Here is a 21906-nt window from a genome sequence, read left to right as displayed (position 1 = left end):
CAAATTTACGACAAATAGGTGTTATTTGGTGAACCGATGTAAGGTAAAGGTCATGGCCGCCAACAGGAAAAATGCTCCGATTTGGTGCGCAATGCCCAACCACAGGGGAACCGCATATATTAGCGTAAATACTCCCAGAACAAATTGTAAACCGACCAAGGCCAGCAACAATTTCAATCCTTTTTCCTGAAGGGGTGTACGTACCACTTTTCGGGTTTTATACCAGATAAGTGCTATAAATCCAACCACAATGTAGGCCAAGTAGCGGTGCACAAATTGCACACCACTCTTGCCTTCAAAAAAGTTCTTTATTACAGGCTGATGTTCTATGTAAACGGTCTCGTGCATTAATTTTCCCTCACTCATCATGGGCCAATGATTATGGATAAAACCGGCGTCCAATCCGGCCACAAAGGCGCCCCAGATAATTTGGAGCAATAAAACCACATACCCAACGCGGATAAGGTTCCGTATACTGCGGTTGATTTCTTTTTTAGTGGGGTAGATCAGGTCCAAGGCCACCCAAAGACTGAACGCGAAGGTAAGGAATGCCATGGTGAGGTGGGATGCCAACCTAAAATGGGACACATCGGGATGGTCCACCAACCCGCTTTTTACCATATACCAACCCAAAAAGCCTTGAAATCCACCTAAAAACAAAAGGACCAAACATTTTTTAATGGTAGGCCGGTCCAGTTTTTTAGTGAACAAAAAGTAGAGGAAAGGTAAAATAAAGACAATGCCAATAAACCTTCCAATGAAGCGGTGCAACCACTCCCAAAAGTAAATATCCTTGAAATCTTCGATATCAAAATGGGAATTCAGCTTTTGGTACTCTGGGTACTGTTTGTACAGGTCAAATGCCTCCTGCCATGCTTGCTCGTTCATGGGAGGAAGGGTGCCATGGATCAATTTATAATCCGATATGGAAAGCCCGGAATGGGTAAGACGGGTAATTCCGCCTACCAATACCATCACAAAAATGAGCGCGCAGCCCGTCAACAACCAATACACAACAGCTTTGTTCGTTTTCATTCCGATTGGACTTTTAAGTTCAATTTTTTGCCTTTTTCCAGCATAAACTGGTAAGCGGCCTCATATTCATTGGGAATTTCACCTTCCAAAATGGCTTCTTTAATGGCCTCTTTGATGATGCCGATTTCCTTTGAGGGCTTTAAATTGAAGGTTTTCATGATCTCCTCACCGGAAACCGGGGGCTGGAAATTGCGAACGTGGTCCCGTTCTTCCACTTCCACTATTTTTTGGCGGACCAATTGGAAGTTGTTCTTGTACCTTCTTTGTTTCTTGGGATTTTTGGTGGTGATATCCGCCTCGCAGAGGGTCATGAGGTCGTCCACATGATCGCCGGCATCAAATACCAATCGACGTACCGCAGAATCGGTAACATGGTCTTCGGCCAGGACAATGGGCCTAGAACTCATCAATACCATTTTCTGCACAAATTTCATTTTCTCGTTCAAGGGCATCCGTAACCGCTTGAAGAGTTTGTAAACCATTTTGGATCCCACAAATTCATGCGCATGGAAGGTCCACCCGATTTTCTTATGGAATTTTTTTGTGGGCGCCTTCCCGATATCATGAAGAAGTGCTGCCCATCGCAACCAAAGGTTGTCCGTAGTTTCGGAAATGTTATCCACCACTTCAAGGGTATGCCAAAAATTGTCCTTGTGACGCTGCCCTTCAATTTCCTCTATGCCCTGTAAAGCCGTCAATTCAGGAAGTATGATTGGTAATAACCCTGTTTTGTGCAGCAACGAAAGACCCACGGATGGTTTTTCACTGAGCAATATTTTATGGAGTTCGTCCACAATGCGTTCCCCGGAAACAATCTTGATGCGTTCTTGGTTTTCAGAAATGGCTTGGAGCGATTTCAATTCTATGGTAAAATGGAGTTGGGAGGCAAACCGGATGGCCCGCATCATCCGCAAAGGGTCATCAGAATAAGTGATGCCCGGTTCCAAAGGAGTTCGGATGATTTCCCTATCCAAATCGGCCAATCCATCAAAAGGATCTAAAAGTTGCCCGAAATTGGCTTTGTTCAACGCCAGCGCCATGGCATTGATGGTGAAATCACGTCGATTTTGGTCATCTTCCAAAGTGCCATCCTCTACTATGGGTTTTCTGCTGTCCCGGTGGTAGCTTTCTTTCCTTGCGCCCACAAACTCCAGTTCCAAATCCTTGTGTTTGATCATGGCCGTCCCAAAATTCTTGAAAACCGAGATGTCCGGTCTTCCTTTTAGTTTTTTGGCCACGGCTTTGGCAAGCTGAATTCCACTGCCTACGGCAACAATATCAATGTCCTTGGGCGTTTTTCGGTTTAAAAAGTAATCACGGACATATCCACCAATCACATAGGAGTCCACGCCCAATTCATCGGAAGCTTCTCCGATAAGCTGAAAAATAGGGTGTTCTATGGCCTCTTTATGGAATTCTTGCGTCATTTTATTCCCGGATTACCTTCACCTGCCCATCATTGCCCAATTTTATAATGGATGATGGGGAAGGATCTTTGTTTTCGTCCGGCAAATTTACCACATAGTCCACTCCTTTTAAAATTTCAGGGCCGATATCCTTGAACCGTTTTGGAGTGGGTTCTCCAGAGATATTGGCTGATGTGGATACAATGGGCTTTCTAAATTTGTTGATGAGGTACTGGCAAAATTTGTCTGAAGCCACCCGTATGGCCAAAGTATTGTCTTCGGCAACCAGGTTTTGGGCCACACCAATGGGTTCATCAAATACGATGGTAGTGGGTTTGGTAGCCAAATCCATAATGTCATAGGCCACTTCGGGCACCTCTTTTACATGGCGCTCCAACATGGCCTGATTGGCCACAAGGCAAATAAGGGCCTTGCTGTCTTCCCTGTTTTTAAGGGCATATACTTTCTGGACGGCTTCAGGGTTGGTGGCATCGCAACCAATGCCCCAAACGGTATCGGTAGGGTAAAGGATCAGTCCGCCTTGATTCAGAACCTCGAAGCATTTTTGCAGCTCTTCATTAAAATCGGCACCCATTTATTTTTTGTATTTCAACTTTTCGCGCTGAACGCTTTCAATATCCAGAATGTCTTTTTGTTTGTAGGTCAGTGCTTTGTGGGTGGCCCTGAGGTCCCGGCACAGCTTTCTAAGACCCATGGGTTCCAAAGAAGCGGCATGGTCGGTACCTTTCCATGTTCGGTCTAGGGTAAAATGCCTTTCTATGACATGGGCGCCCAGGGTGTAGGCGGCAACATCGATGGCAATTCCCAAGTGGTGCCCAGAAAATCCAATGCTTTTGACTTTGTCCCCATATTTTTCCTGAAGGGTCAGAATATCCAAGAGGCAGACGTCTTCAAAAGGGACCGGATATCCCGAGGTGCAATTGTAGACGACCAAGTCTTTGCCCCTTCCCCGTTCATCGAAAAAGTCCACAAGGATTTTAATCTCATCCTTGGTGGTCATTCCTGTTGAGATATGGATTTCTCCATTGTAATTATCGCACAGCCATCCCAACATCTCAAAATTGTTGTTACAGGCAGATGGGATTTTTATAAAGTCGGGATTCAATCCAGCAATTTCCTTGGCGGAGGTAGTCTCCCAAACCGAAGTGGAGTAGGTAATACCCACTTCTTCGCAATAGTCCTTCAATTCTTGGTGTTGGTCCACATCGAACTCCAAAAACTCCCGGTGCGCCCCGTAGGTATCGCCGTAAGAGTTGATAGGATTGGGGTGGGGTGCATTGTACTGCGCCTCGGTGAGCAATTCTTTATTGTTCCGCTTTTGGAATTTTACCGCGTTGGCATTACCAAAAATCTTGGCCATGTTGATCAACTCCTTGGCAATTTTCATGTCGCCTTTGTGGTTGCATCCGATTTCGGCAATGATATAGGGTTCTTTATAGGTCATTGAATCTTAGATTATAGTTGATGATAAATTCGCAAGCCTCGCGAATGGCACCTTGTGCAGATTTGTTCTTTAAAACCATATCTGCATGGTATTTGATAGGTTTGGTGGCGTTTGAGGGGCAAAAAGACCAACCGGCCCTAAGGATGTTGCTCCAATCGTTTACATCGTCCCCAATATAGGCAATCTCCTTTGGAGAAATATTTCTTTCGGAACAAAGGTTTTCCAGAAAAGAGTATTTGTCCTTTACCCCCAAAAAGGTATCCGTTATTTTTAATTTTTTCATACGCTGACCCACTACTTGGGAATTTTCGGAGGTCATGACCATGACATTTACCCCGTGCTCGCGCAACACTTCCAGTCCCATACCATCGCGCATGTCAAAGCGTTTGGAGAATTCCCCTTCCTTGTTGAAGGTGACACTTCCATCCGTGAAAACACCATCCACATCCAAAATAAAGTGGTTGATGCGTTGTGCCGATTTGTTGGATTTGAAATGGGAAATCAGCAATTGTTCAATAATCTGAAAGTCGGTTTCGGAATCAATCTCCACCAAGGTTTCCTCATGCATTTCAATAAGGCCAATGGAGCCACTCAACCTGTTTTTGGACTCCAGGAGTGCTTCTTTTTTGGTGCAGTAGACCGCCCCATTTTCAATAAGAAGTCCATCAAAATCCTGTCGTCTTGGTCTTGCTTTGAAGTCGTAGTTCAACGGTTTGCCGTCTTTGGACCAAGTAAAGCGGTGCGTATTTACCACACTGAGGACGGCATCAAAACCATCATCGTTCAATTTGGCCAAGGCGGCGTTGATGTCGTTCCTTTTAGTAAGAGGTGATGTGGCCTGCAACAGGCAAAACACATCAAAATCAATCTGCGCGGACTCACAAAATTCCAACATGGCCGCTTCGGTGGAAGCCGTATCCGAGGCATTTTCATCGGAGCGTTTCAAGGGTTTTACCTTGGGTGCCCATTTAAAATGCTGGGAGATGTAATCGATGATGTCATCGTCATCGGTAAAGACATAGACCTCGTCAAGGTTTGAGAAGATGGCTTCTGTCAACACCCAGGTGAACAAGGGTCTGCCCAGCAATTTCTTTTTGTTCTTGCCAGGGATGCCCTTTGAGTTTTTTCGTAGTGGTATGAATCCGATGCTTTTTTTTGACATAACTGAATGTTATGGATGAACGTCCATGTTCTTTATCAGGTTCTTGGTTGCTTTAACGGTAAATTTATCCAAATAATCCTTGCCCAGAAAAAATCTGTGCTTAACAATTTCCAAATTGGAGAGTGCGGTGGAAAACAAGGTATAGCCCCGCTCAAAGAAAAAACCTTCACGTAGCCCTAATATTTCTATTGGGAAAAGCGCTGGTAACACGGTAATGTCCTTAAAATGGTTTTCGTATTGAGTGGTCTCCCTTGGATGGGTTTTCAAAATGATATTCATGTCCGAAGGTACCTTGGAAATCACATCCCGGTAGATGGCTATTTTTTCGGCCTCGCTCTTTATGACCTTGTCCTCGGATATGGGCTGGGTCAGGATGAGTGCATTGTTGTCCCCTTTGATGGCAAAGGCATTTTCTGGCAGAAAAATGGAAAAAATTTCCTGTTTGGTTTTCTCATCCAGCTTGGCCACCTCTTTTTTAATGTTCAGCTCAACAGCCTTTTTGGGGAGTGGACGGGGCAATTTTTCAGGGAATTGGGCAAAAATGGTCTTTATCTCTTTATCAAAACCACCACCAACGGGCGTCCTGGTAAGATAGGTCTTTATGAATTGTTCAAAGCCACTGTGCCGCTGGCTATAGGTACGGGCACCATCCTCTATCATATTGAGGTCCTTTTTTCCAAACTCGTAGAGAAAATAGCTTTTGGACGAATCGGTATCACATAGATAGATGTCCGAATTTTGGATAAAGGACTTTTCTTTGGCAAGAATAGGATGTTTGGACTCCAGATAAGGAATAAGTTTTTGTTTCCTTCGAAATGAATAATTGAATTTCCCAAGGTCGGAAACATGGTCTTTCCGTTCCGATATAATGTGGACGTCCCTAAAAAAATGCTTTTTTAGGTTGGGGATAAGGGTTTCGATCATGGGGGTACTCTCTACCAAAAAAAGAAGATTTTCCCCTAGGTTTTCCGTTTCGTATCTCGAATCTTTTAGGATATGCAGGAGTGCAAGATAAATGTGATATATGGTGGATCCCACATAGGTTCTGGACATACGGGTCAGATTAATAGAAGGAATTTATTGGAGATGAATGGCAAAAAACTACTTTTGTAAAATTACTCAAAAGTAAACAATATTCAGTGATTCAGGTAAGTGTCATAGTAAGTACCTACAACAACCCGGAATGGTTGAAAAAAGTCCTATGGGGTTTCAACTGCCAAACATACAAGGGTTTTGAGCTTATTGTGGCCGATGATGGTTCGGGACCGGAAACGAAACAGATGGTAGAGGAAATGCGGGAACAGGTCTTCTATGACATTAAGCATGTTTGGCAAGAAGATGACGGATTCCAGAAATGCCGAATCCTGAACAAGGCCATTGATGTGTGTGATGCCGACTACATTATCATGACCGATGGGGATTGTATCCCCAGGGAAGATTTTGTCCAGGTGCATTACATCAATAAGGAGCAGGGGTGTTTTATTTCTGGGGGGTACTATATGCTACCCATGAATATTTCAAAGGCCATTACCTTGGAAGATATTGAAAAACAGAACTGTTTCAATATCCAATGGTTGAAGGAAAAGGGTATCCCCAAGACCTTTAAGAACAACAAATTGACCGCAAGTGGGTTTATTTCAAAGCTTTTGAATACAATTACACCGACCAATGCCAGTTGGAACGGTCATAATTCCTCAGCATGGAAAAAGGATATTCTTAATGTGAATGGTTTTGATGAGCGTATGCAGTATGGAGGTGAAGACAGGGAATTGGGAGAGCGTCTGTTCAATTTTGGAATTAGGTCAAAACAGCTTAGATATAGTGCGGTCTGCGTTCATTTGGACCATAAGAGGGGGTACAAAACCCCAGAAGCGATTGCTAAAAATCAATTGATTCGTAAAGAGACAAAGTCCAAAAAGGCAGTTTGGACGTACTATGGCATCACCAAATAGTAGGCCAATTCGTTTTTCTTTTCCAGTCGCTTAAGCTCACGGAACCTTTCCAATACCCCAAGGGCGTTTAGGTAACAGATTTTGATGCCTTTTTTGCCATCCAAGAAACCAAATCGAATAATGTAGTGGTTGAAGAATTTCCAAAGGGGCTTCACGGTCATGAGCACATAGTTAAAATGCTTTTCCTTGTAAAAGTCCTCTTTGGCCTTTAACTGTCCGTACTTAAGCATTTTGCCTTTATAATCTTCGTAATCTTTATAGCAATAATGGGTAAGTTTCTCTTTTAAGATACCGGAACAACCGTCCACTTCCAGCGTTTCATGCACCAATTTTTTGTCGGTGAAACGCACTTTACTTTTCCTGAAGAGTCTATGGTTCTTGTCTGTTTGCCATCCACTGAAATTAAGAGGTGTGTTTTGGAACATGAACTTGCGATAAAACCAATAGGCTTCGCAAGCTTCAGGGTCATTTATGGTGGCTGTAATTTCGTTTTGTAATTTTTGGGTCACCACCTCGTCAGCATCCAAAAATAGGACCCAATCATTTTTTGCCTGTTTTAGGGTAAATGATTTTTGGGCGGTAAAATTCTCAAAAGGGTTTTGTATGACCTTTACTTTGGGATGCGCCAGTAAATACTCGTAGGTGCCGTCGGTGCTGTACGAGTCAACAACGATAATTTCATCAGCAAATGAAACGGAATCGATACATTTTTCAATGTAACCCATTTCATTGTAGGTAATGATCAACGCTGATATTTTTTGCTTTGGGGTACTCAATTCAGGCATTTTCAATGGCATACGGTTTAGTAAATACAAAACTATAACAAAAAAACAGGCATAAAATTGTTCAGCCGTTTATTTTTCTTACAACAATTGAACATCAAAATCCCCTACTTTTTGAATGGTTTTATAGTTGTATTATATACAATAGAGTATGAAAACCCGAATGGGTTGCTTCTTTTTTTTTTTAAAAAGCTAAAGAAAACAACCCAATGGAGCTTTTTTGGGAATGGCAGTCGCGATTGCCCGTTAAGGTTGTTATACAGCTACATCATGCTCACGTAACGCATTGTTCAGTGAGGTCTTTTTGTCCGTACTTTCCTTTCGTTTTCCAATGATCAGGGCACAAGGCACTTGGTATTCCCCTGCAGGAAATTGCTTGGTATAACTTCCTGGAATGACCACGGATCTTGCTGGGACCCTTCCTTTAAGTTCCACAGGCTCATTTCCGGTAACATCAATGATTTTGGTGGAGGCGGTCAAGACCACATTGGCTCCGAGAACGGCTTCTTTTTCAACCCGTACCCCTTCAACAACAATACACCGGGAACCTATAAAGGCATTGTCCTCAATAATTACGGGAGCTGCCTGCAAGGGTTCCAATACCCCGCCAATACCTACGCCACCACTTAAATGGACGTTCTTTCCAATTTGGGCACAGCTACCCACTGTGGCCCATGTGTCTACCATAGTACCTTCATCCACATAAGCACCTATGTTAACGTAGCTGGGCATAAGAATGGTTCCTTTGGAGATATAGGCGCCGTGTCTGGCCACCGCGTGGGGAACCACACGGACTCCCTTTTCCTGATATCCTTTCTTTAATGGAATCTTGTCATGGTATTCAAAAATGCCAGCTTCGAGCACCTCCATTTTTTGGATGGGGAAATAAAGGACTACTGCTTTTTTTACCCATTTATTGATTTGCCAACCATCTTCTGTGGGTTCCGCACATCGCAGTTCTCCCAAATCAATTAGGTTGATTACCTCGCGGATGGCATTCTGGGTTTTTTCCTCAGACAACAATTCCCTATTGTCCCATGCTTTTTCAATAAGTGCCCTTAAATCTGTCATTTTTTCTTAAAATTTTGACAAAGATAACCCCCTCCTGAGAATATTAAGGCCTATTTTAAGGGCATAACATTTTTAGGGTTATTTTTGCCAAAAAAATTGATTTGGCAAGAATCGTGGCTTTGGATTATGGAAAAGTGAGAACGGGGGTTGCGGTTACCGATGAGCTGCAATTGATAGCCTCTGGTCTTACCACGGTCCAGACCAAGGACTTGATTTCGTTCCTTATCGATTATGTGGGAACCGAGTCGGTGGAACGGTTTGTGGTGGGATTGCCCAAGCAAATGGATAATACCCCTTCTGAATCTGAAGCGTTGATTCAAGCCTTTTTGCAAAAACTTATGGACCAGTTTCCAGATATTCCTGTGGAACGCCAAGATGAACGATTTACTTCCAAAATGGCATTTCAATCCATGCTGGACAGCGGAATGAAAAAGAAAAAACGTCAGGACAAGGGCCTGGTCGATGAAATAAGTGCCACGCTGATATTGCAGGCATACCTTAACAGAAATTGATTTATGATTTTACCCATAGTAGCATACGGTGACCCCGTTTTGCGTAAGGTCGCAACCGATATTACAAAAGACTACCCCAAATTGGACACGTTGATTCCCAATATGTGGGAGACCATGTACAATGCCCATGGTGTTGGGTTGGCGGCGCCACAGGTGGGATTGCCCATCCGCTTGTTCATGGTGGATACCTCCCCTTTTTCAGATGATGAAGATCTCAGCAAAGAAGAACAGGAGCAATTGAAAGGTTTCAAAAAAGTGTTCATCAATGCCAAAATTGAAGAAGAAAGCGGAACCGAATGGGATTTTAATGAAGGTTGTTTGAGCATTCCGGATATTCGGGAAGATGTAAAGCGCAAACCTGAGGTGACCATTAGCTATTTGGATGAAAACTTTGAACCTCACAAGGAAACCTACAATGGTCTGTTGGCCCGGGTCATCCAGCATGAATATGATCATATAGAGGGGGTTTTGTTCACGGACAAGCTATCATCCCTTAAAAAGCGTCTTTTGAAAAACCGATTGGATAAAATTTCCAAGGGAAAGATCAGTGTGGACTACAAGATGCGATTTCCCAATATCAAAAAAGCACGTTAAAAAAATCGGCGTTCGCGATAAAAACATATTTTTGCGCGCATAAATTTATTTTGAATGGCATTGGACAAGATTTTATCGATAGGTGGTAAACCAGGACTTTACAAATTATTGACCCAGACCAGAAGTGGTTTTGTGGGTGAATCCCTTTTGGACGGTAAGCGTATTACCGTTGGAATGCAGAGCAATGTGAGTGTCTTGTCGGAAATTGCCATCTACACCTTGGAGGAAGAAATGCCTTTACGGGAAGTCTTTCAGAAGATCAAGGAGAAAGAAGGAGGGAAAAAAACCTCCGTTAGCCATAAGGCAGACAAAATAGATTTGGAGGAATATTTCTTCAGTGTACTGCCCAACTATGATGAGGATAGGGTGTATGCCAGTGATATCAAGAAAATTATCCAGTGGTACAATCTTCTTACCGATAACAACATCACGGATTTTGTGGAAGAAAAAACTGAAGGCGAAGGGGAAGAATCCGCCGTCGCCTCCAGTGAAGAAGAATAATTACTCCTCTTTCCAATCCACCAGTTTGGTGGGATAATAAGCTACTTGTTTTTTATTGAGGTACGCTACCTGCTGCGCCAAGCGCTGTCTGTAGTCCTCCCAATTGCAGTGCTCTGCAGGGGACCAGCCCAATTCGGCATACCCTATGGCGCGTGGAAAGGCCAAGTACTCCATTTCGGCACTATTGCTTATGGTCTCGGACCATAGTGGGGCTTCAATACCCAAAATGCTTTCTCTGGGCAACCCTTCAATGTAAGTTTCGGGATTCCAGTTGTAAGCTTCATCAACAGGAATATACGCGGCCCAGTGCAATCCAAATTTGGAAAGTGAATCATACTGCATATCCAGATAGGCTTTTTCCGCTGGAGATAAAATAATTTTGGAACCATCTTGTGCGGCCTTGGTGGCATATTTTGCCTCGTTCCAAAGTTGGAGCACGCTGGAAGAGCTGATGTCGGCTTGGGCCACTTCGTTCCATCCCACCATTTTTTTACCGTGTTTTTGGATGATTTTCTCCACCTTTTCCACGAACAGGATGTAATCACTTTTCTTGGTAACATGGCTTTCATCACCTCCCATATGAAAGTATGGGCCAGGGGTCAGTTCTACAATCTCACCGATTACATCATCCAGAAAACTATATACGGTATCTTTTTGGGCATCAAAGGTGCTGAAGCCCACTTGGGTGCCAGTGTAGGTTTTGACAGGTTTTCCATTTCCATTAAGGAATGGATAGCTTACTGAAGCGGCATTGGTGTGTCCCGGCATGTCCACCTCAGGGACTATGGTGATGTGTCTATCTGCGGCATAGGCCACAAGCTCCTTGTATTCTTCTTGGGTGTAAAAACCACCTTTACCACCACCCACTTCAAATTCACCACCCACTTCGGTCAATTTGGGCCAGGATTTGATCTCCAAACGCCATCCTTGGTCATCGGTCAGGTGCAAATGCAGGGTGTTGTACTTGTAATACGCCAAGATATCGAGGTATTTCTTTACTTCATCCAAGGTGAAGAAGTGTCTGGCCACATCCAACATGGCACCTCGGTATTCAAACTTTGGACTGTCCACAATTTGTCCCGAAGGGATGGGCCAAAGGGCATGGTCTGTCAAGGTATCGTTGCTTTTTTCAGGAATGAGCTGTCGTAGAGTCTGTATTCCCCTAAAAGCTCCCGCAGCGGTCTTGGCATTCAATAGGATGGAATCTTTTTTAATGTCCAATTGATAGGACTCTTCTGTTTCCAAGCTGGCATCATCGGCCAAATTGATGTAGATGAACCGTTCCACGGATTTTGAATCGTCCGTGGCATTCACGGCAAGATCCAACCCAGTGGACCATTTGATTTTTTCGGAAAGAAATTGCCCAACCTTTTCAAGCTTCGGGTCGGTCGTGGAAGTGTAAATGGCCGTGTTTTGGTCCAATCCGAAGGCGCTGTGCGTGGCCACGGTCTTTACAGGTTTGGGAATCAATGGGGCTGCTCCCAAATCGGTCTTTGGAAAATTGATTTCCGGCTTTGCTGGCTGACAGGCAACCAAGGCAACCAAAGCCAAAAGAACTACTGAAATTCTGGAGATCATAATTAATTAAGGTTTGTATTAAGGTTGATATAATCTTTGAGGGTTTGCTGCCAAATGTCGTAACCCTTTTTGTTCATGTGCAATCCATCTTCAATGAAGATGTCATCCATTACTTTTCTGTTGTTGAGCATAGGTGTCCATACATCCACAAATTCAACACCATTGGTCTTTGCGGCCAATCTACTGAGTTTTCTGTTCAAACGTTTGTACTTATGTCTCAAATGCCACCGGGATAGGCTGGGTTTGGCGGAAATGAGTACAATTTCCATTTGTGGCCTCTCCTGTTGTAGGGTATGCAGGATTTCCTCGGATAATTTTAGGATGGCCCTTGGCCTTTTTTTGGCACTGATATCGTTGTCTCCTTCATAGATGAACACCTTTACGGGGTCATAATCCAATATTAACTCATCCAAAAAGTGTTGAAGGTCGGAAAATTGTGAACCTCCAAAACCATTGTTTAGGATTTGGTATTCCGGAAACCGTTGTTGTACATCTTTCCACATGCGAACACTGGAGCTCCCTGTGAAGACCAAGGTGGGTTTTGTGGCATCCCAAATGGAATCATTGTTTTTCTGGATAGTCTCCACTTCCTTTTGGTAGCGTTGGATGTCTTGGGCATGCAGTAAAAAAGGGAGTAATAATAATGGTAGGAGTAATTTATTCATAAGGGTGATTTAATTGGTGCTGACAAGATTTTGGGCAAGGCTCCATTCGTAAAACCGTTCAATCCATGTGTCGGAGGGAAGTCCTTGTTTCCGCATCCCAAAACCGTGGCCTCCTTTACTGTACATATGCATCTCCACGGGTTTGCCCGCTTCCAGCCAAGAAGAATATAGGGCGATACTGCCTGGTGCCAATCCCAAGGGGTCGTCAGAGGCACAGATAAGTAACATGGGAGGGGAATCTGCCTTGGGTTCCTGGACTGGCATCACATAGGACCAATAGTAGATAGGGACCAAGAAATCGGGTCTACTTTCTTCAGTATAGTTATAGCCTACCCCAACGGTGACCGCTCCACCGGCAGAAAATCCCATAAAACCAATTTTGTCGGGTTTGATTCCATATAATTCAGCATTTTTTCGGACATGGTCCACAGCATTTAGGCCATCTTGGATGGAGTAGGGGAGCACTTTTCCAGCTTCAACCCCTATCTTATCTGGATCATTGGCCGAAAGCTCCTCGATTTCGGCAACACCGTCCTCGCCTGTGGGGACCAATCTATACTTTAAAACAAAAGCAGTGATGCCTTTTTCGTTGAGCCATTGGGCCACTTGGCTACCTTCGGTGGTGGTGCTCAAGGCATACAATCCACCTCCAGGAGCCACGATTACCGCTGTTCCGGTATTTGTTTCTTCCTTGGGACGGAACACCTGCAAGGTAGGTTCCGAGACATTGGTAGTGACTTGTGCTTGCCAAATTTCAGAGTAGTATTCCGTTTCTGGGGAGGTCCATTCAACGGGAGGATTGCCATCTTTGGGTAGTTTGATGATCTCTTGTGCCGATATGGTTACGCTTAGGAAACACATCCCTACCCATAACAATGATTTCATGCTTGCCATTTTTTCAAAAATACGATTTTCAGCATAGCACCCCCTTAGGTTTTTGTGGTCTATTTTAATAAATGTTGAAAAAATGGGTAAACTCTTTATAAATATGGAATAAATTTCGTGTCTGCCTTTTCAAGGTCTTTGTATTTTTGGACAAAACCAGAGGAATGAACCCAAGAGCTGAACAATTGGCGGCGTTTGACCGACTTCTTACCGTAATGGATGAGTTACGGGAGCAATGTCCGTGGGATAAAAAGCAGACCATGGAATCCCTAAGGCATCTTACCATAGAGGAAACCTACGAGTTGGGCGATGCCATTTTGGACAATGACTTGGAAGAAGTCAAAAAAGAATTGGGGGATTTGTTGCTGCACATTGTATTTTATGCCAAAATTGGTTCAGAAACCCAAGATTTTGATATGGCCGATGTGGCCCATGGCATCTGCGAAAAGTTGATCAACCGTCATCCGCATATTTATGGCGATGTTAAGGTGGAAAACGAAGAAGAGGTAAAGCAGAACTGGGAGAACATCAAACTCAAGGAAGGAAAGAAAAGTGTGCTTGAAGGGGTCCCCAAGAGCCTTCCGGCTTTGGTCAAGGCCAATAGGATCCAAGAAAAAGTGGCAGGGGTGGGGTTCGATTGGGAACATCCGGAACAGGTATTTGAAAAATTACAGGAAGAACTGGGTGAACTGCAGGAAGAAATCAAATCCAATAATGCCGACCAAATGGAATCCGAATTTGGGGATGTGTTCTTTTCCATGGTCAATTACGCCCGCTTTTTGGGAGTGAATCCGGAAAATGCGCTGGAACGGACCAATAAAAAATTTATAGATCGCTTCCAGTATTTGGAGGGAAAGGCCAAAGAGCTCGGGAAGAGCTTAAGGGAAATGACCTTGGCCGAAATGGATGTGTATTGGGAAGAGGCCAAGAAAATGCAAAAAGTTCAATAAGTATGATACAATTCAACCGAGTACAAAATCTGTCAATGCTACTTCTTTTGGTGGCAATGGCATGGGGCTGCAAGACCAAGGAAGAACCCAAAACGGACGAAAAGCCCAATATTCTCTTTATTCTTTCCGATGACCATACCTCACAAGCTTGGGGGATTTATGGCGGAATCTTGGAAGAGTATGTGCAGAACAACAATATTGAACGGTTGGCCAAGGAAGGTGCGGTGCTCAACAACGCCTTTTGTACCAACTCCATCTGCAGCCCAAGCCGGGCCACCATTCTCACAGGACAGTATAGTAACCTGAATCAAGTGTACACCTTAAGGGAACCGCTTCCCGTGGGGCACCCCAATGTGGCAAAAACCTTTGGTGAGGCTGGATATCAAACCGCGGTGATAGGGAAATGGCACTTGTACAGACAGCCCGAAGGCTTTGGCCATTTTGAAGTTTTGCCGGGACAAGGGGTTTATGTGAACCCTATCTTGAAGACCAAGGAAAATTGGGTGGATGGTTCTGATGGAACCCAAGGAAAACAATACGAAGGCTTTTCCACCGATGTCATCACCGACCTGACCATTGAACACCTCAAAAACCGGGATACCGAGAAACCCTTTTTGATGTTCACTCATTTTAAGGCTACGCATGAGCCTTTTGATTATCCGGAACGATTTGCGGATTTATATGTTGATCAAGAAATTCCAGAACCCGAATCTTTACTGGATTTTGGTCCAGAAACCACGGGAAGGACATTCAATGGACAAATTTTGGAGCGCTTGGCCGATCGTTGGCAGGCCGCAACCGAAAGGCCGGAAGAATTCTGGACCTACTATCCGGGGTTGCCTTATCCGTTGGATGGTTTGGACAGTGTCCAGAAACGTAAAAAAATCTACCAAAAATTGGTCAAGGATTTTATGCGTAGCGGTGCTGCCATTGATGACAATATAGGGAGGCTGCTCGATTTTTTGGAGGAAGAAGGTTTGGCTGATAATACCGTGGTCGTATATACGGCCGATCAGGGTTATTTTCTGGGCGAACATGGCTTTTTTGATAAACGTTTGATCTACGAGGAATCCCTAAGAATGCCTTTTGTAATCCGATATCCCAAGGAAATCAGAGGTGGGCAGCGTATAGATGATATTATCTTGAACATTGATTTTCCGGCTCTTTTGGCCGATTATGCCGGAATAGAAAAGCCATCTTATATGCAGGGGAGAAGTTTTCGGGAAATCCTAAGCGGAAATACTCCCGCCGATTGGAGAAAGCAAATGTACTACCGCTACTGGTTGCACGAGCCCAAAAGACCGGCCCACTTTGGCGTGAGAAACCATCGTTACAAGCTTGCTTTTTTCTATGGACAGGGACTGGGTATGAGTGGAGCATCTTCCGAACCTACGGAGCCCCAATGGGAGTTTTATGATTTGGAAAATGACCCCAAAGAACTCCACAACGCGTATGGGGACCCCAAGTATGCCGATATCATATCGGAAATGAAAAAAGCCATCGTGGAGGAACGTCAAAAATATGGCGATACCGATGAAAATTTCCCGGAGATGCAATCCATTTTGGAAAAAGCATTCTAAAGATTTTTTCTAAGGAGTTCTCAATTTTTTAATTCGCTCAAACGTAGCAAAGGTTCTATATTTGTCGGTTCCAATTGTCATGGCCATGTTTCAACGGTACACCAAGGAATTTGCATACAATCTTAAGCTCTCCTATCCTGTAATTTTGGGTATGTTGGGCCATACTTTTGTGGCTTTCGCGGACAATATCATGGTAGGGCAGTTGGGAACCGCTGAGCTGGCAGCCGTATCGTTGGGGAACAGTTTTGTGTTCATAGCCATGTCCTTGGGCATTGGTTTTTCAACAGCCATTACCCCTTTGGTGGCTGAAGCCGATGGAGCCAAAAATCAGGCAGATGGTAAAAGTGCCCTCAAACATGGATTGGTCCTGTGTACCTTATTGGGGTTGTCCCTCTTTGGGATCATTTTGCTTTGCAAGCCTCTATTGCATGCCATGCAGCAGCCCCCGGAAGTGGTGGAACTGGCCATACCCTATTTGGAGTTGGTGGCCTTCTCCTTGGTTCCTTTGGTCATGTTTCAGGCGTTTAAGCAATTCTCGGAAGGATTGTCGCAGACCAAATACCCGATGTATGCCACCATTTTGGCCAATGTGGTGAACATTTCCATTAACTATTTATTGATTTTTGGTTCGTTTGGCTTTCCCAAGTTGGGAATCGTTGGAGCTGCAATCGGTACCTTGGCCTCTCGGTTTATCATGGTGGGATACATCTGGTTTCTACTGAAGAGAAAAGAAAAGTTTCAACCCTATGTGACCGGATTCAATTTTAAGGTGATAGAGAAGAAGGTGATGAACAAAATCATCAGTCTTGGATTTCCTTCGGCCATGCAGATGTTCTTTGAGGTAGCCATATTTACCGCTGCCATTTGGTTGAGTGGGGTATTGGGTAAAAATGCCCAAGCGGCCAATCAGATAGCATTGAACTTGAGCAGTATGACCTTTATGGTGGGAATGGGACTCAGTGTGGCGGCCATGGTCCGTGTGGGCAATCAAAAGGGACTACAAAACTTTAAGGAACTCAAAAGAATTGCCGAATCCATTTTTTTCCTCACCCTATTGTTGGAAATTGTTTTTGCCGCTCTCTTTTTGATCGGGAGACATTGGTTCCCTACCATTTATTTGGATGTGGACGACCTTGTCAATCAAATGGATAATACCGAAGTGATTGTCATTGCGGCCAAGTTATTGTTGGTGGCCGCATTTTTTCAAATATCCGATGGATTGCAGGTGGTGGTCTTGGGTGCTCTTAGGGGACTTCAGGATGTAAAGGTCCCTACCTTGATTACTTTTGTGGCCTATTGGTTGATCGGATTCCCCATTTGCTATTACTTGGGTCTGCATACCCATTTGAAAAGCACCGGGATTTGGATAGGATTGCTGTCCGGGCTTACAGCATCGGCGGTATTGTTGTATATTCGATTCATCTATTTGACCAAAAAATTGATACAGGACTGATTTGGTTTTTATAGGCCGAATTTTAAATCAAAATACTATGGAATTGCCCAAGTTTCTTTTAGCGGACAACACCGATCATCCCGATGCGATATTTATCGTCCATACCGAGTATCCAAGGTTCATTATCAACCTGGAAAATGATGAAGTGGAATGGATGGAGGAATTTTCAAAAGAAGATGAGGCAGAACTTGCCGACGAGGCGGAGAGCCTTATTGAGGCGGCCACCGCATTCTACGATCGCGAAGTTTCCCGATACGATGCGTAATGCTGGACCAACTGCTACAATACGATAAAGACCTTTTTCTCTTCCTCAACGGATTGGGGACCCCCACTTGGGACGGTTTTTGGATGTTCATGACCAAGACCAAGAATTCGTTTCCGCTCTATGTTCTGCTGCTCTATCTTTCCTATAAAAACTTTGGATGGAAAAAGACGGGCATTATTCTGGTGAGCGTGGCCCTCTTGATTACCTGCACGGACCAACTATCCAATTTTTTTAAATATGGCGTAGGCCGATTGCGACCTTGCCATGATCCGGAAATCAGTGGAATCATGCGTTTGGTGAAAAGCTATTGTGGAGGGAAGTTTGGTTACTTTTCCGCCCATGCGGCCAATTCTTTTGGGCCGGCCACTTTTTTCACGGTCCTGTTCTGTGGGAAGGTGAGATACATGGGATTCATCCTTATGATATGGGCCTGTTTGGTGGCCTATAGCCGAATTTACATTGGGGTACATTTCCCCCTGGATGTACTCACAGGGGCTGTTGTAGGCCTGTTGTTCGGGTGGTTGTTTGCCAAGTTGGCTATATTTGCATTCCAAAAAATAGGGACATGATTTCAACGACCAGATACTGGTTTTTACTTACCCTGATAGTTCTGGTCTATATCGCTGGAATGTTCGTGACCCTTTTCGAGAACGATTCCGCGCAGTTTGCCGTCATGGCCATGCGGATGGTGCAAGAAAATGATTTTTTGAGCCTCTTCAAGGGACCTGAAGAATATTTGGACAAACCGCATATGCACTACTGGTTGGCGGCACTTTCCTATAAAATTTTTGGGATTCACGACTGGGCCTACAGAATCCCCGGGATTTTGGCGACCCTACTGGGGGCCTATAGCTGCCATGGTTTGGGAAAATTGCTATACAACAAGGATGTGGGTCGATTCGCCGCCCTTATTTTTATGACGGCCCAAACCATTGTATTGGCGAATATCGATGTGCGTACCGATGCAGTTTTGACCGGATTTACCATTTTTTCCATTTGGCAGTTGGCTACATACATCGAGAAGAATACCCTTAAGGGTATAGTCTTGGGTGCTTTTGGAGCTGGGATGGCTTTTTCAACCAAAGGCCAGATTGCCCTGGTGGTCATTGGGGTTTCGGTACTTTGCCACTTGGCCTATACCCGAAAATGGATGCGATTGCTCAACTGGAAAGTGTTGGTGGCTTTGGTGGTTTTTGGACTGACCATAACCCCTATGCTCTACGCCTACTATCACCAATTTGATCTGCACCCGGAAAAGGTCATTCGAGGAAAAGACCACCGTAGCGGTATCTTTTTTATTTTTTGGGAACAGAGTTTTGAGCGGATGAGTGGCGAAGGCGTAGGCAAGAACAGCAGCGATTTCTTTTTCTTCTTCCATACTTTTTTATGGGTATTTCTGCCTTGGACCGTCTTGGCCTTGATAGCCTACTGGACAAAGCTCAAAACATTTTGGGAAACCAAGTTTGCCTACAAGCCACAATTGGAGTTCCTAACTTTTGGCAGCATCACCATTCTTTTCTTTCTGATCAGTTTTGCTCAGTTTAAGCTGCCGCATTACATGAACATACTCATACCTTTGTATGCGGTGCTTTCAGCTGGGTATCTGTATCGAATCCATCATGAACAAAAGGAAAAGGTGGCTAAAGTATTGGTGATAGTACAGTATTTCATCTTGAGTTTTGTTTTTGTTTTTACCGTTTTGGTTTGCTTTTATGTGTTCAAACTGGAGCATTGGTACGGGTATTTGGTGTTGTTGGCAGCGCTTTCGGGTATTATCTACTATTGTTTGAAGCGAGAGGCACCTTACCTTAGGATTTTGACCATTTCGGTTTGTAGCTCACTCTTACTGAATGGATTGCTCAACACCCATTTTTATCCCCGCCTACTTCAATACCAAGGAGGTTCCACTATGGCAGAAAAAGTTGCGGAGAACAACATTCCTGTGGATAAGATCTATAAGATTTCGGAAGGACATACCTGGGCCCTTGATTTTTATAACCAGAAGCCGGTCAAGATTGTTTCGTTATCGGATTTGGCGGACAAGCATGACATTTGGGTCTATGCCACGGACAGTGAACTGGAAAAACTTCAGAATGATAACTACCATTGGCACGAGCAGATTACAGTGGACCAATTTCGGATTACCCGCCTTCAGATTAAATTCTTGAACCCCAACACCCGTCAGAAGAAATTGAACCGAATGCATTTGGTGCATTTGGATTAGGAAACGGTTTCCAATTTTGGCTTTTTAAAGTGGTAATACATTCCCATAAGGGAAACCAAGGCCGTGATCAGGAAAAAAGTAAAACTGATGCCAATGGAAGTACTGGCATTCAAACCTAACCACTCCGCACCATATAAAAAGGTGACCTCCCTACTTCCTATTCCACCAATGGTCAATGGAATCACCGACACAATGGAAGAAACCAGAAAGACAAAAAGGTATTCCACGATATCCAATCCAATGGACAACGATTTCAATATACACAATACGCAAACCAACTGGGCCAATTGCACCAGGGCCGAATAGCCCAAAGATTTCCAAAAAACAGGAAATCCAGAAATGAAAAAGCGTTTGTTAATCCACCAAAACACGATAATACTGGTTGGAATGCCCAAAGCAACGAGTCCACTCAATCCATTAAAAAAAACATTGGACGATAGGAGCGCCAAGGTACAGGCATAGACGAACAACAGCAGCATGCCGCTCAACCGGTCTACCAACAGCACAGAGACCACTTTCTTTGTCCCGGGCTTGTATTCTTTCTGAATCACATAGCCTTTGTAGGCATCCCCACCAATTCCACCGGGGAGAAACAGGTTATAGAACATGCCCAATAGATATAACTTTAAGTTGGCCAATTGGCTGATCTTTGCCCCAATCTGATGGAAGTAGAGCTGTAGCCTAAAAGCAGCCAATACTTTTGAAAGGATAAATAAAAGAATGGCCAAAACCAGATAGATGGGGTCGCTCTTTTTTAAAGTCTGCAGAACGTCCTTGAGGTCTATTTTGGTGAAAATAAAGTAAATCAATACCGCACTGATGATGATTTTAAGTGCCGTAATGAGTTTTTTACGCAGCTTTTCCGTCACCGATAGAGATTTTTTTGATGCGATAGGGTCGTTTCTGTTGGGATTCGTAATAGGTGCGGATCAATAGCTCCATCACAATACCAATGGTGAAGAGTTGAATGCCCCCTAAAATGAACATCATCCCAAAAATGAGCAAGGGTCTACTACCTATATCCTCACCAAAACCAAGCTTTACGATAAGCAGATATAGGTTGATGAAGATACCGAGGATGATCAGCAACACGCCAAAAATTCCAAAGAGGTGAATGGGCCGTTGAAAATATTTTCGGATAAAGAGCAGCAACATCATATCGGCCACAACCTTGAACACCCGTTCCAACCCATATTTGGAAACCCCGGCATGGCGGGCATGGTGCTTTACGGGAACTTGCTTTATCTGGGCGCCTTCCAAATGTGCCAAAAGTGTGATAAAACGGTGCATTTCACCATATAGGTTGAGTCCTTTGGCAATATCCTTAGTGAAGACTTTTAGGGCGCAGCCATTGTCTTTAATATCCAGTTTGGTCACCCTCCGAACCAGGAAATTGGCAATCTTGGAGGGGATTTTTTTAATGAGGGAATCCTTTCTTTTCTGACGGATGCCCGTGACCACATCGTACTCCCCACTTACGGCATATGTCAACATTTGGGGAATGTCGGAAGGGTCATTTTGAAGGTCCCCATCCATGGTGATGATGTATTCCCCTTCGGCATAGTCAATACCGGCGGCCAAGGCCAAACTTTGTCCATAGTTCTTCTTCAACTCGATCAAATGGACTTTGGAGTCATCCATTTCCTTGACCTTTATACGGGTCTTATCCGTTGAAAAATCGTCCACATAGACAATTTGGTAGTTGTATCCTTCAAGACTCTCGTGGATCTTTTGGGTAAGAAGTACTACGTTATCCTCTTCATTGTACAACGGGACTACTATGGATAAAAGGGAATCGGTTACGGTGCTCATTCGTGTTGAAATCT

The 21906-nt window shown here is 44.1% G+C and carries 23 protein-coding genes; 10 read left to right on the top strand and 13 right to left on the bottom strand.

Annotated elements, in window-relative coordinates:
* Positions 1 to 21: 21 nt before the first annotated feature.
* The 6 genes from F8C76_RS07355 to F8C76_RS07330 are packed head-to-tail and all read right to left on the bottom strand — an operon-like array spanning position 22 to position 6121.
* Positions 22 to 1035 (bottom strand): COX15/CtaA family protein, encoded by a 1014-nt coding sequence (locus F8C76_RS07355; RefSeq protein ID WP_152131113.1) that lies wholly within the window; start codon positions 1033 to 1035, stop codon positions 22 to 24.
* Positions 1032 to 2462, bottom strand: a complete 1431-nt coding sequence (locus F8C76_RS07350) for a CCA tRNA nucleotidyltransferase (RefSeq protein WP_152131112.1) — start codon at positions 2460 to 2462, stop codon at positions 1032 to 1034. The genes F8C76_RS07355 and F8C76_RS07350 overlap by 4 nt, the downstream gene beginning before the upstream one ends.
* 1 nt (position 2463) lies before the next feature.
* Positions 2464 to 3036, bottom strand: a complete 573-nt coding sequence (locus tag F8C76_RS07345; protein ID WP_152131111.1) for an L-threonylcarbamoyladenylate synthase — start codon at positions 3034 to 3036, stop codon at positions 2464 to 2466.
* Positions 3037 to 3906 carry an N-acetylneuraminate synthase family protein gene (locus F8C76_RS07340; protein WP_152131110.1) on the bottom strand — a complete coding sequence of 290 codons (870 nt, stop codon included), beginning with the start codon at positions 3904 to 3906 and terminating at the stop codon, positions 3037 to 3039.
* The gene (locus tag F8C76_RS07335) at positions 3896 to 5068 is read right to left on the bottom strand and encodes an acylneuraminate cytidylyltransferase (RefSeq protein ID WP_152131109.1); all 1173 of its coding nucleotides are present in this window, start codon (positions 5066 to 5068) and stop codon (positions 3896 to 3898) included. Before F8C76_RS07335 ends, F8C76_RS07340 begins: the two co-directional genes overlap by 11 nt.
* 9 nt (positions 5069 to 5077) lie before the next feature.
* The gene (locus tag F8C76_RS07330) at positions 5078 to 6121 is read right to left on the bottom strand and encodes a glycosyltransferase family 52 (RefSeq protein WP_152131108.1); all 1044 of its coding nucleotides are present in this window, start codon (positions 6119 to 6121) and stop codon (positions 5078 to 5080) included.
* Positions 6122 to 6207: 86 nt separating this feature from the next.
* Between F8C76_RS07330 and F8C76_RS07325 the strand changes: the two genes are divergently transcribed.
* Positions 6208 to 7020 carry a glycosyltransferase family 2 protein gene (locus F8C76_RS07325; protein ID WP_152131107.1) on the top strand — a complete coding sequence of 271 codons (813 nt, stop codon included), beginning with the start codon at positions 6208 to 6210 and terminating at the stop codon, positions 7018 to 7020.
* Here F8C76_RS07325 and F8C76_RS07320 read toward each other — a convergent pair.
* Together F8C76_RS07320 and F8C76_RS07315 are read right to left on the bottom strand one after the other, a co-directional pair.
* Entirely contained in the window at positions 7002 to 7805 is an 804-nt protein-coding gene (locus F8C76_RS07320; protein ID WP_152131106.1) for a glycosyltransferase family 2 protein, read from the bottom strand. The genes F8C76_RS07325 and F8C76_RS07320 overlap by 19 nt on opposite strands.
* A gap of 252 nt (positions 7806 to 8057) precedes the next feature.
* A complete protein-coding gene (locus tag F8C76_RS07315; protein ID WP_152131105.1) occupies positions 8058 to 8873 on the bottom strand; it encodes a 2,3,4,5-tetrahydropyridine-2,6-dicarboxylate N-succinyltransferase in 816 nt (271 codons plus the stop codon).
* Between the two features lie 101 nt (positions 8874 to 8974).
* Between F8C76_RS07315 and ruvX the strand changes: the two genes are divergently transcribed.
* From ruvX to F8C76_RS07300, 3 genes are read left to right on the top strand one after another with little or no spacing between them, the layout of a single operon-like run.
* On the top strand, positions 8975 to 9385 hold the full coding sequence (gene ruvX, locus F8C76_RS07310) for a Holliday junction resolvase RuvX (RefSeq protein WP_152131104.1): 411 nt from the start codon (positions 8975 to 8977) through the stop codon (positions 9383 to 9385).
* Between the two features lie 3 nt (positions 9386 to 9388).
* Positions 9389 to 9979 carry a peptide deformylase gene (def, locus tag F8C76_RS07305; protein ID WP_129652949.1) on the top strand — a complete coding sequence of 197 codons (591 nt, stop codon included), beginning with the start codon at positions 9389 to 9391 and terminating at the stop codon, positions 9977 to 9979.
* A 54-nt stretch (positions 9980 to 10033) separates the two neighbouring features.
* Entirely contained in the window at positions 10034 to 10480 is a 447-nt protein-coding gene (locus tag F8C76_RS07300) for a DUF5606 family protein (protein WP_152131103.1), read from the top strand.
* Here F8C76_RS07300 and F8C76_RS07295 read toward each other — a convergent pair whose 3' ends face one another.
* Genes F8C76_RS07295 through F8C76_RS07285 form a run of 3 tightly spaced genes read right to left on the bottom strand, consistent with a single transcriptional unit; the run spans position 10481 to position 13608 of the window.
* On the bottom strand, positions 10481 to 12058 hold the full coding sequence (locus F8C76_RS07295; protein WP_129652948.1) for a beta-N-acetylhexosaminidase: 1578 nt from the start codon (positions 12056 to 12058) through the stop codon (positions 10481 to 10483).
* A 2-nt stretch (positions 12059 to 12060) separates the two neighbouring features.
* Positions 12061 to 12723 (bottom strand): GDSL-type esterase/lipase family protein, encoded by a 663-nt coding sequence (locus F8C76_RS07290; protein WP_152131102.1) that lies wholly within the window; start codon positions 12721 to 12723, stop codon positions 12061 to 12063.
* A gap of 9 nt (positions 12724 to 12732) precedes the next feature.
* Positions 12733 to 13608 carry an alpha/beta hydrolase gene (locus tag F8C76_RS07285; protein WP_152131101.1) on the bottom strand — a complete coding sequence of 292 codons (876 nt, stop codon included), beginning with the start codon at positions 13606 to 13608 and terminating at the stop codon, positions 12733 to 12735.
* Positions 13609 to 13772: 164 nt separating this feature from the next.
* Here F8C76_RS07285 and mazG point away from each other — a divergent pair, with 164 nt between their 5' ends.
* The 6 genes from mazG (at position 13773) to F8C76_RS07255 (ending at position 20080) form a co-directional block, all read left to right on the top strand.
* On the top strand, positions 13773 to 14558 hold the full coding sequence (gene mazG, locus F8C76_RS07280) for a nucleoside triphosphate pyrophosphohydrolase (RefSeq protein WP_152131100.1): 786 nt from the start codon (positions 13773 to 13775) through the stop codon (positions 14556 to 14558).
* A 35-nt stretch (positions 14559 to 14593) separates the two neighbouring features.
* A complete protein-coding gene (locus F8C76_RS07275) occupies positions 14594 to 16138 on the top strand; it encodes a sulfatase family protein (RefSeq protein ID WP_211372124.1) in 1545 nt (514 codons plus the stop codon).
* Positions 16139 to 16223: 85 nt separating this feature from the next.
* Positions 16224 to 17591, top strand: coding sequence for an MATE family efflux transporter (locus tag F8C76_RS07270; protein WP_152131098.1), 1368 nt, complete (start codon positions 16224 to 16226; stop codon positions 17589 to 17591).
* 37 nt (positions 17592 to 17628) lie between these two features.
* The gene (locus tag F8C76_RS07265; protein WP_152131097.1) at positions 17629 to 17856 is read left to right on the top strand and encodes a DUF8828 family protein; all 228 of its coding nucleotides are present in this window, start codon (positions 17629 to 17631) and stop codon (positions 17854 to 17856) included.
* Positions 17856 to 18425, top strand: coding sequence for a phosphatase PAP2 family protein (locus F8C76_RS07260; RefSeq protein ID WP_152131096.1), 570 nt, complete (start codon positions 17856 to 17858; stop codon positions 18423 to 18425). Before F8C76_RS07265 ends, F8C76_RS07260 begins: the two co-directional genes overlap by 1 nt.
* The gene (locus F8C76_RS07255) at positions 18422 to 20080 is read left to right on the top strand and encodes an ArnT family glycosyltransferase (protein WP_152131095.1); all 1659 of its coding nucleotides are present in this window, start codon (positions 18422 to 18424) and stop codon (positions 20078 to 20080) included. Before F8C76_RS07260 ends, F8C76_RS07255 begins: the two co-directional genes overlap by 4 nt.
* On the opposite strand, the gene F8C76_RS07250 is transcribed toward F8C76_RS07255, so the two are convergent.
* Positions 20077 to 20949 carry a lysylphosphatidylglycerol synthase transmembrane domain-containing protein gene (locus F8C76_RS07250; protein ID WP_152131094.1) on the bottom strand — a complete coding sequence of 291 codons (873 nt, stop codon included), beginning with the start codon at positions 20947 to 20949 and terminating at the stop codon, positions 20077 to 20079. The genes F8C76_RS07255 and F8C76_RS07250 overlap by 4 nt on opposite strands.
* Positions 20930 to 21892 (bottom strand): glycosyltransferase family 2 protein, encoded by a 963-nt coding sequence (locus F8C76_RS07245; RefSeq protein ID WP_152131093.1) that lies wholly within the window; start codon positions 21890 to 21892, stop codon positions 20930 to 20932. The genes F8C76_RS07250 and F8C76_RS07245 overlap by 20 nt, the downstream gene beginning before the upstream one ends.
* Positions 21893 to 21906: the final 14 nt, after the last annotated feature.

The organism is Flagellimonas olearia (assembly GCF_009184425.1).
GTDB classification, from domain to species: Bacteria; Bacteroidota; Bacteroidia; order Flavobacteriales; family Flavobacteriaceae; genus Flagellimonas; species Flagellimonas olearia.
This window is presented reverse-complemented; position numbering and strand designations above follow the sequence as displayed.